Annotated in this window: 7 protein-coding genes; all 7 read right to left on the minus strand. The window is 65.3% G+C overall.

All coding sequences use genetic code 11. From position 1 onward, the window contains the following. Positions 1–107: 107 nt before the first annotated feature. Entirely contained in the window at positions 108–1,193 is a 1,086-nt protein-coding gene (locus CVM73_RS36025) for a branched-chain amino acid ABC transporter permease (RefSeq protein ID WP_208639286.1), read from the minus strand. Further along, positions 1,190–2,200: a branched-chain amino acid ABC transporter permease gene (locus CVM73_RS36030; protein ID WP_100236490.1), complete on the minus strand. Its 1,011-nt coding sequence runs from the start codon at positions 2,198–2,200 to the stop codon at positions 1,190–1,192. Before CVM73_RS36030 ends, CVM73_RS36025 begins: the two co-directional genes overlap by 4 nt. Further along, a complete protein-coding gene (locus tag CVM73_RS36035; protein ID WP_100236491.1) occupies positions 2,197–2,919 on the minus strand; it encodes an ABC transporter ATP-binding protein in 723 nt (240 codons plus the stop codon). The genes CVM73_RS36030 and CVM73_RS36035 overlap by 4 nt, the downstream gene beginning before the upstream one ends. Next, positions 2,916–3,680, minus strand: coding sequence for an ABC transporter ATP-binding protein (locus CVM73_RS36040; protein ID WP_100236492.1), 765 nt, complete (start codon positions 3,678–3,680; stop codon positions 2,916–2,918). Before CVM73_RS36040 ends, CVM73_RS36035 begins: the two co-directional genes overlap by 4 nt. A gap of 175 nt (positions 3,681–3,855) precedes the next feature. Then, the gene (locus CVM73_RS36045) at positions 3,856–5,040 is read right to left on the minus strand and encodes a substrate-binding domain-containing protein (protein ID WP_167407254.1); all 1,185 of its coding nucleotides are present in this window, start codon (positions 5,038–5,040) and stop codon (positions 3,856–3,858) included. 106 nt (positions 5,041–5,146) lie between these two features. Continuing rightward, positions 5,147–7,174 (minus strand): acyl CoA:acetate/3-ketoacid CoA transferase, encoded by a 2,028-nt coding sequence (locus CVM73_RS36050; protein ID WP_100236494.1) that lies wholly within the window; start codon positions 7,172–7,174, stop codon positions 5,147–5,149. A gap of 241 nt (positions 7,175–7,415) precedes the next feature. Further along, the gene (locus CVM73_RS36055; RefSeq protein WP_100236495.1) at positions 7,416–8,855 is read right to left on the minus strand and encodes a sigma-54 interaction domain-containing protein; all 1,440 of its coding nucleotides are present in this window, start codon (positions 8,853–8,855) and stop codon (positions 7,416–7,418) included. Between the last annotated feature and the right edge of the window lie 252 nt (positions 8,856–9,107).

Consider the following 9,107-nt stretch of genomic DNA (forward strand, 5'->3'; position numbering starts at 1 on the left):
AAGCATTAATCCGGTTGCGTCATCGCGTCCGTAGGCAGCGATGCGGGAATCTCGTCGCGGTTGTGCGGCGCGCGCAGCAGTCGCCGCGCCGCATCATTAATCGCCGCTTAATGCGAGCTGCCAGCGCCCTTGCCGCCGCCGGCCTTGCGCAGGCGCCCGACCACGCCGGTCGGGAAGAAATAGACGCTGGCGATGAACAGCAACCCGAGCCAAAGCAGCCAGCGGTCGGGATGCAACAGCCCGGGCAGCAGCGGCAGGCCGGCTTCGTCGGCCGCCTTGGCGGCGACGCCCATCAGCGATTGCAGATAGTTCTGCGCGAGGATGAAGATGGTGGCGCCGATGATCGCGCCGTAGATCGTGCCCATGCCGCCGATCACGACCATCAGCAGGATGTCCAGCATGATCGAGAAGCTGAGCGAGGTGTCGGGACCGGCATAGCGCAGCCATAGCGCGTTCAAAATGCCGGCGCTCGCGGCGACGAGCGCAGCGAGGCAGTTGGCATAGGTCAGGTGGAACACGGTGCGGAAGCCGAGCGCCTCGGCGCGAAACCGGTTCTCGCGGATCGCCTGCAGCACGCGCCCGAACGGCGAGTTCACCACCCGCAGCAAAGCGAGGATCATCAGCGCAGAGATCGCGAACACCAGATAGAACGTCAGGATGCGGCCGTTGATCTCGAAGCCGAACAGGCTCTTGGAGATGAGCACGGTGCCGGGCCGCAGCAGCTCGGGCAGCTGAAAGCTGCGCCCGTCCTCGCCGCCGGTCAGCCAGGACAATTGCGAGGCCAGCACCTGGAAGGCGGAGGCGACCGCGAGCGTGATCATGGCAAAGAAGATCGCGGCAACCCGCAGCGAGAACAACCCGATGGCAAGTGCAAGCAGCGCGGCGAGCGGCAGGCCGGTGACGATTCCGGTTGCGACCGCGGCCCAGTTCGGACCCATGCCGTACAGCGCGATCGCGATGGCGTAGCTGCCGATGCCGTAGAACATGGTGTGGGCGAACGACACCGAGCCGGTGTAGCCGAGCAGCAAATCGTAGGAGGCGACCAGTGCGGCGAAGACGCAGATCTTGGCCGCGACGTTCAGCGCCTTGGCACCCGGAAACAGGAACGGCGTCGCCGCCAGCGCCAGGATGATGACGACGAGGAGGAGCGAAAGGACGCGGCTGCGCGGCGGATCGCCTGAGAGGATCATCATCGGCTGGTCACCGCATAGAGGCCGCGCGGCCGCCACATCAGAATGGCGACCATCAGCAGGATGTTGGAGACGAGGGCGAGTTTCGGCACCAGGAAGCCGCCGTAATTGGCCACCATGGCCACGAGGATCGCGCCGATGAAGCAGCCGCCGATCGACCCCAGGCCGCCGATGATGACGACGATGAAGATCAGCACGGTGAGGTCGTCGCTCATGGAGGCGTGCACCTGCTCGCGATAGAGCGCCCACATCACGCCGCCGAGACCGGCCAGCGCCGATCCGGTCATGAACACGCCGAGGAACAGCCGGCGGATGCGATAGCCGAGCGCCTCCACCATCTCGCGGTTCTCGACGCCGGCACGGATCAGGAGGCCGAGCTTGGTGCGGTTGAGCACGAGCTGGATCGCGATGAAGACGGTGAGCCCGATCAGCATCGCCAGCACGCGGTACCTGGCGATCGCGACGTCGCCGAGGATGAAGGAGCCGCGCAGCGAGGCCGGCAGCGGCATCGGGATGATCTGCGGTCCCCACAGCGCATAGAGCGTCTGTTCGGCGACGATCAGGCCGCCGGTCGTCATCAGGATCTGCTTCAGATGCTGGCCGTAGACCGGCAGGATCAGCACGCGCTCCACGACGAGCCCGAGCGCGCCCGACACCGCCATCGACAGCAGCGCGGCGGGGGCGAGCACCGCGAGGTTCATCCAGAGCAAGTCCGCTTGGATGGACGCCGCGAACGGCGCCAGCACCAGGGTCGCGACATAGGCGCCGACGGCGATGAAGGCGCCGTGGCCAAAATTGAGCACGTCCATCAGGCCGAACACCAGTGTCAGGCCGGAGGCCATGATGAAGATCATCATGCCCATGGCAAGGCTCGCGGCGGTCAGCGTCAGCCAGGAGGAGGTCGAGCCGATCAGTGGGATCATGAGCAGCGCTAGCGCGACCGGCAGCAGGATCGGCGCGAGATCGCGCTTCGGCTTCGGCAGCGGATCGGTTGCGGCAAGGTCTGTCACTGATGCGCCTCCAGGCTCAGGCCGAGCAGCCGCTCCTGCAGCGGCACGTCGGCGGCGAGCGCCGCCATCTCGCCGCGATGAACGATGGTGCCGTTGTCCATCACCAGCACGTTGTCGCCGAGCTCGCGGGCGGCAAAGAAATTCTGCTCGACCAAAAGGATCGTCGCGCCCTTGCGCTTGATCTCCTTCAGGCATTCGATCAGCGCCATCACGATGGCGGGCGCGAGTCCCTTGGTCGGCTCGTCGATCAATAGCAGCTTGCGCGGTTCGATGATGGCGCGCGCGATCGACAGCATCTGCTTCTGTCCGCCCGAGAGGCTTCCCGCGCGCGACAGCCAGAACCGGCGCAGCGCCGGGAAGAAGCCGAAGATCCAGTCGAGCTGGGTGTCGTCGAGCGGCCCGTCGCGGGCCGCGAGCACCAGGTTCTCCTTCACCGTGAGGTCGGAGAACACTGCCATGCTCTCCGGCACGTAGCCGACGCCGAGCCGGGCAATGTCGGGCGTCGCAAGGCTCTCGATCCGCATTCCGGCGAGGGTGATCTCGCCCCTCGAGGCCTGCCACAGGCCCATGATGGTGCGCAGCGTCGTGGTCTTGCCCGCGCCGTTGCGGCCGAGCAGCATCGTGACCTGTCCTTGCGGGACGGCGAGATCGATGCCCTGGAGGATGTGATAACGCCCGATATGGGTGTGCACGGCCGAGAGTTTGAGCAGGTCAGTCATGCGGCGCTCTTTGGTGCAACACCGAGATAGGCCTCCTGCACGATCGGCGAGGCGATCACCTCGGCCGGCGGGCCGTCGGCGACGAGCTGGCCGTTATGCAGCACGATGATGCGGTCGGCGAGCGAGCGCACCACGTCCATCTTATGCTCGACCAGCAGGATGATCTTGCTCCTGTCCTGCTTGAGCTGCGCGATCAGGTTGAGGACGATAGGGACCTCGTCGATGCTCATGCCGGCGGTCGGCTCGTCGAACATGAAAACCTTCGGCTCGAGCGCGATCATCAGCGCCACCTCGAGCTTGCGCTGGTCGCCGTGCGACAGCGCGGTCGCGGCGACGCCGCGGCGGCTGCCGAGCGCGACCTGGTCGAGGATGCTGTCTGCGCGTGCGATCAGGTCGCGGCGCACCATCCATGGCCGCAGCAGGTCGTAATGGGTGCCGCTGGCCGCCTGCACCGCGAGGCGGACGTTCTCTTCCACGGTGAGATTCGGAAACAGGTTGGTGAGCTGGAAGGCTCGCCCGAGGCCTGCGCGCGTGCGCAGCGGCGCCGAATGCTGGGTGATGTCAGTGCCGTCGAACAGGATGCTGCCGTGTGAAGCGCGCAGCTGGCCCGAGATCAAATTGAAATAGGTGGTCTTGCCGGCGCCGTTCGGCCCGACGATGGCGGTGAGTTCGCCCGGGCGAAACGTGCAGGAGACATTGTTGACCGCGACATGGCCGCCGAAGCGGATGGTGAGATCGCGGGTTTCGAGGGTGAGCGTCATTGAACGCCTGAAAATGATGAACTGGATTTATCCGCGGATCAAACTGCGCCCCCTCCCCCGCTTGCGGGGGAGGGTAGGGGAGAGGGTATCTCCGCAACGGGACATTCCCTAGAGGAGAAAGCCCTCACCCGGCGCTTCGCGCCGACCTCTCCCGCAAGCGGGAGAGGTGACCAACTCAGCGCTTGTTCTTAACCGGAACGTCCATGTCCTCGATCTTCAGCTCGCGCACCGGCTCGAGCACGGCCCAGGCGACGTTCGGATCGACCTTGACCTTGAAGTGATACATGCTCTGCAGCGCCTGATGGTCTTGCTTGCGGAACACCATCTTGCCCTTCGGCGTGTCGAACTCCAGGCCCTCCATCGCCGTGATCAGCTTCTCGGTATCGGTCGACTTCGCCTTGGTGACGGCGGTGACGACGGACATCGCGGCGGCAAAGCCGCCCGCGGTGAAGAAGTCCGGCGGCGCGTTGAAGCGCTTCTGGTGCTCGGCGACCAGCCAATCGTTCACCGGGTTCTTCGGGATCTCATAGAAGTAATAGGTCGCGCCTTCCATGCCGGGCAGGCCCTTATAGGCGGCGAGCGCCGGCAGGATGTTGCCGCCGGTGGAGAGCTCGATGCCGTAGCGCTTCGGATCCATGTCCTGGAGCTTGGCCAGCGGGTTGCCGGCGCCGGCCCAGATCACCCAGATCACCTTGCGGCCCGGCTTGTCCTTCAGCGCATCGAACAGGCGCTGGCCGACCGCGGTGAAGTCGGTGGTCGAGGTCGGGGCGTATTCTTCGGCGGCGAGCGTCGCGCCGGTCTTGGCGAGCGCCTCCTTGAAGGCGGCGACGCCGTCGCGGCCGAAGGCATAATCCTGCGCCAGGGTTGCGACGGTCACGCCCTGCTTGCCGATCGCGACCGCATTCGAGATCGCGTCCTGCGAGGAGTTGCGCGCGGTGCGGAAGATGTAGCGATTCCACTTCTCGCCGGTAATCTGGTCCGCGACCGCGGGCTCGACGATCAGGATCTTCTTGTTCTCCTCGGCAACCGGGAGAATGGCGAGCGCCGCGGCCGAAGAGGTGGTGCCGATCGCGATGTCGGCCTTGTCGTCCTGATAGGCTTCAGCGAGTGCAGCCTTGGCAAGGTCCGGCTTGCCCTGGTCGTCCTTTGTGATGACGACGATCTTGCGGCCGTCGAACGTCATGGTGCCCTTGGTGGCGTATTCAAAACCCATCTTCAGGCCGGTCTCGGTCTGCTTGGCGTAAGCCTCGAGCGGACCGGTCTTGCCGTAGATCAGCGCGATCTTGAGATCGTCCGCCCGTGCGGAAGCGCCTGCGGCGAGCGCGAGAATGGTTGTTGTTATGATGAGTGATCGACGCACGATGGTCCCTCCTGATTCAAAGTTTCTCGGTATCAGCGATTTGCACAACACTACGAACATTGCAATTGAACCTTCCGCTTGAGCATGTCGGCCTTTCGAACATGCATCATTTTTGAGCTGGCCGCACATCGCCGGCTCCCTCGGCCTGGCGCCGGTCGGACTGCGCCTCTTCCGCGCTCTCGAAAATATGCGGCGCGACGCCGCGTTTCTCCAGGGCTTCGCCAAGCTTGATGCGCAGGAAGCCCGACGTGGTGTAACGCGACACGCCGGAATAGAAGCGGTCGACGAGGCTGCGAACCATGGCGGAGTAATCGTCCATCAGCTCCGGCAGGATGGAAAAATTGTCATAATTGACGATGGCGTAGACCCGGCGTCCGAGCGGCGCCAGGCGGGCCTCGACGATGGACGCGATGGTGTCGATCTCGGCCTTGCTGCGTAGCGGATAGCGTTCCAGGTTGACGAAGAACAGGTTCTGCCGCTCGTCCAGCGTGAAGCGCTGATCGAGCGGAATGGTGAGCAGGCGCTCGCGCAGCTCCATCAGGCCGTCGCCGAAGATGCGCGCGTCCATCAGCTCCGGGTCGCGCGGGATCAGCGGCTTGAAATCCATCAGGCGCAGGATGTCGCGCTCGAGGTCGATGCCGGGCGCGACTTCGGTGAGCTCGAGCCCGTCCGCTCCAAGCTCGAATACGCAGCGCTCGGTGACATAAAGCGTGCGCTGCTTGCGCGCGGCGGCAAACGGGCCGCTGAAGGTGACGTGCTCGACGCTACCCACGAACTTGCGCGACTTGGCCTCGTTGAGGATGACGAGGTTCCCGTCGCGCACCGCGACGCGTTGCTTGCCCGCGCCGAACGTGCCGACGAACACGACTTCCTTGGCGTTCTGGCTGATGTTGATGAAGCCGCCAGCCCCCGCAAGCTTCGGTCCGAACTTGCTGACATTGAGGTTGCCGGCGCGGTCGACCTGGGCAAGCCCGAGGAAGGCGGCATCGAGACCGCCGCCGTCGTAGAAGTCGAACTGGTACGGCTGGTCGATCACCGCCTGCGTGTTGATCGCCGCGCCGAAATCGATGCCGCTCGCCGGGATGCCGCCGATCACGCCCGGCTCCGCCGTCAGCGTGATGAGATCGATGATCCGCTCTTCATTGGCGACCGAGGCGATGCCCTCCGGCATGCCGATGCCGAGATTGACGACGCTGTTGGCCTTGAGCTCCAGAGCGGCGCGCCGCGCGATGATCTTGCGCTCGCTGATGGGCATCACGGGGAGAGAGGCGGCGCGAACGCGGATCTCGCTCGAGAAAGCCGGATTGTATTGCGTGCCGAACGTCTGCCAGTGATTCTCCGGCCGCGCCACGACGACGCAGTCGACGAGAACGCCGGGAATCTTGACTTGGCGCGGATTGAGGCTGCCGGCCTCGGCGACGCGTTCGACCTGGGCGATGACGATGCCGCCGGAATTATGCGCCGCCATGGCGATGGCGAGCGCCTCCAGCGTCAGCGCCTCCTTCTCCATGGTGAGATTGCCGTCGGGATCGCCCGTGGTGGCGCGAATGATCCCGACTTGAATCGGGAACGTCTTGTAGAGCAGGCAGTCCTCGCCGCGCAGCGTGATCAGCTCCACCATGTCCTCGGTGGTGCGCGCATTCAGCTTGCCGCCGCCGTGGCGGGGATCGACGAAGGTGCCCATGCCGACCCGGGTGATGTGGCCGGGCCGGTGCGCGGCGATGTCGCGGAACAGGTGCGTGATCACGCCCTGCGGCAGGTTATAGGCCTCGATCTGGCCCGCGATGGCGAGCTGCTGCAGTTTCGGCGCAAGGCCCCAATGCCCGCCGATCACGCGCCGGACCAGCCCCTCATGCGCGAAATGATTGAGCCCGCGCTGCTTGCCGTCGCCTTGTCCGGCCGCATAGACCAGCGTCAGATTGCGCGGCTTGCCCTGCGTGTAGGGCGCATCGCCCTCGTGGGACAGATAGAGCTCCTCCAGCGCGATCGCGATCTCCTCGGCAAAGCCGATGCCGACGAATCCGCCGGTCGCCACCGTGTCGCCGTCGCGGATCAGCATGACCGCTTCGGCCGCCGAGACGACCTTGCCCTTCTCGGAATTGCGCAAATAGGGCAGAGCTGGATGGTGGCTCACGGCGTTCCTCCCGCTCCCTGGTATGCCTTGTTGTGCTTGATCTTATCGCGGAGGGCAGCCCCGGAACAGGTTGTTCCTCGCGATGAATGACGGCCAAAGCGGAGAGCAAGGTCCGCGCCAGATCCCGCAAGTTCGCGCAAAACCGCTGAAATCTGCGGCAGCTTCCACAATCGAGCTCCGGAAGAGCAGCCAGTCGCGGTGTCCGGAATCCGAGACTCCGGACAGTCCCGTGTCTCGAAACTCAGACGGGCGCCGATCCCGAGGCGAGGCCGAACTTGGCGAGCTTCTTATAGAAGGTCGCGCGCGAGATCCGCAGCATCCTGGCGGCCTCGGTGATCTGGCCGTTGCTGGCGGCGAGCGCCTGCTCGAGCATGTGCTTCTCGAATTCGGCCTCGGCCTCGGCATAGGGCACCACCGTTCCGGCCGGGCGCTCGGGCGGTGCAAGCCTGACCTCGGTGCCGACGGGGAGGATGCGGGCGACATCCTCACCGGTCAGCCGCCCGGAATCGCTGAGGATCAGCGCGCGCTCGAGGATGTTGCGGAGCTCGCGGACATTGCCGGGCCAATCGTAGCGGGCGAGCGCGGCGAGCGCGCTCGGCGTGATCTTGGCCTTGACGTAGTCGCCCGACGCGCTGATGTCGTCGAGCAGCCGGGCACAGATGTCAGGGAGATCGTCGCGGCAATGACGCAGCGGCGGCAGGTCGACCGAGAGCACGTTGAGACGGTAGTAGAGATCGGCGCGAAATGCGCCGTCGCTGACGCGCTTGCGCAGATCCACATTGGTCGCGGCGATGACGCGGACGTCGACCCTGGTGATCTTGTCCGAGCCGAGCGGCTCGATCTCGCGCTCCTGCAGCACCCGCAGGAGCTTTGCCTGGAGCTGCAGCGGCATCTCGCCGATCTCGTCGAGGAACAGCGTGCCGCCGTCGGCAATGCGGAATTTGCCCTCGCGCCCCCTGCGGTCGGCACCGGTATAGGCGCCCGGCGCAGTGCCGAAGAACTCCGACTCGATCAGCGTCTCCGGGATCGCCGCGACGTTGACGCTGACGAACGGCTTCTCCGCGCGCGAGGAGGCGTTGTGAATCGCCTGCGCCAGCATCTCCTTGCCCGTTCCGGTCTCGCCGGTGAGCAGAACGGTGACGCTCTGCCGCGCAGCACGGCTGGCCAGCTCCTTGGCTCGCGCGATTCCGGGTGTCGTGCCGACGAAATCGGCGAAGGTGAAACGCGCCGCGCGGGCGTTGGACAATTGCCGCCGCGCCAGCCGCAGATCGCTCTCAAGCTGGGCGACACGGGCGAGCAGGGGCTTCAGGCTTTCGAGATGATCATAGAGCACGAATCCGATTGCGCCGATCAGCGTCCCGTTCTCGTCCTCGATCGGCATGCGGGTGACGACGAGCTGCTCGCCGCCGAGCTCCATGATGTCGAGCAGGATCGGCTCGCCGGTCTCGGCCACCTTCCGCATCAGGCTGTTCGGGATGACCTCCTCGATCGACCGGCCGATCGCCTCGGTGGTGTGGTTGAGACCGAGCGCGGCAAGATATTTCTCGTTGACGTAGACGACGCGCCCGCCGCGGTCGATCGCGATCGCGCCCTCGCAGAGCTTTTCCAGCCGCTCGAACAACGTCTCCATCGCGCGCGCACGGAGATAGGCGGGATCGCTGATCGAGGGGGAAGCGGACATGGCATGCCTCGGGAAGGTCCGCCTGTGTATTAGCAAAAGGCCAGCAATTTCAAAGGGAGAAATGGTGGCGCTGAGGTGCGGGCGACACCCGCCACTGTCATGCCCCGGCTTGACCGGGGCATCCAGGGCGACTTCAACCGGTCGTCGCAACACCTTGTGTATCGCTCACCCGCAGCAATTCGTCGAGAGTTTCTGCCGGTGTTTTCCAGCCCAGGGTCTTCCGAGGCCTGGTGTTGAGTGCAAGAGCGACGG

Origin of the sequence: Bradyrhizobium forestalis, assembly GCF_002795245.1 — a bacterium.
Lineage (GTDB): Bacteria > Pseudomonadota > Alphaproteobacteria > Rhizobiales > Xanthobacteraceae > Bradyrhizobium > Bradyrhizobium forestalis.

Excerpts from the sequence above, each read along its gene's own strand:
- CVM73_RS36040 (WP_100236492.1), bottom strand. The coding sequence starts at position 3,680 with ATGACGCTCACCCTCGAAACCCGCGATCTCACCATCCGCTTCGGCGGC.
- CVM73_RS36025 (WP_208639286.1), bottom strand. The coding sequence starts at position 1,193 with ATGATGATCCTCTCAGGCGATCCGCCGCGCAGCCGCGTCCTTTCGCTC.
- CVM73_RS36055 (WP_100236495.1), bottom strand. The coding sequence starts at position 8,855 with ATGTCCGCTTCCCCCTCGATCAGCGATCCCGCCTATCTCCGTGCGCGC.
- CVM73_RS36035 (WP_100236491.1), bottom strand. The coding sequence starts at position 2,919 with ATGACTGACCTGCTCAAACTCTCGGCCGTGCACACCCATATCGGGCGT.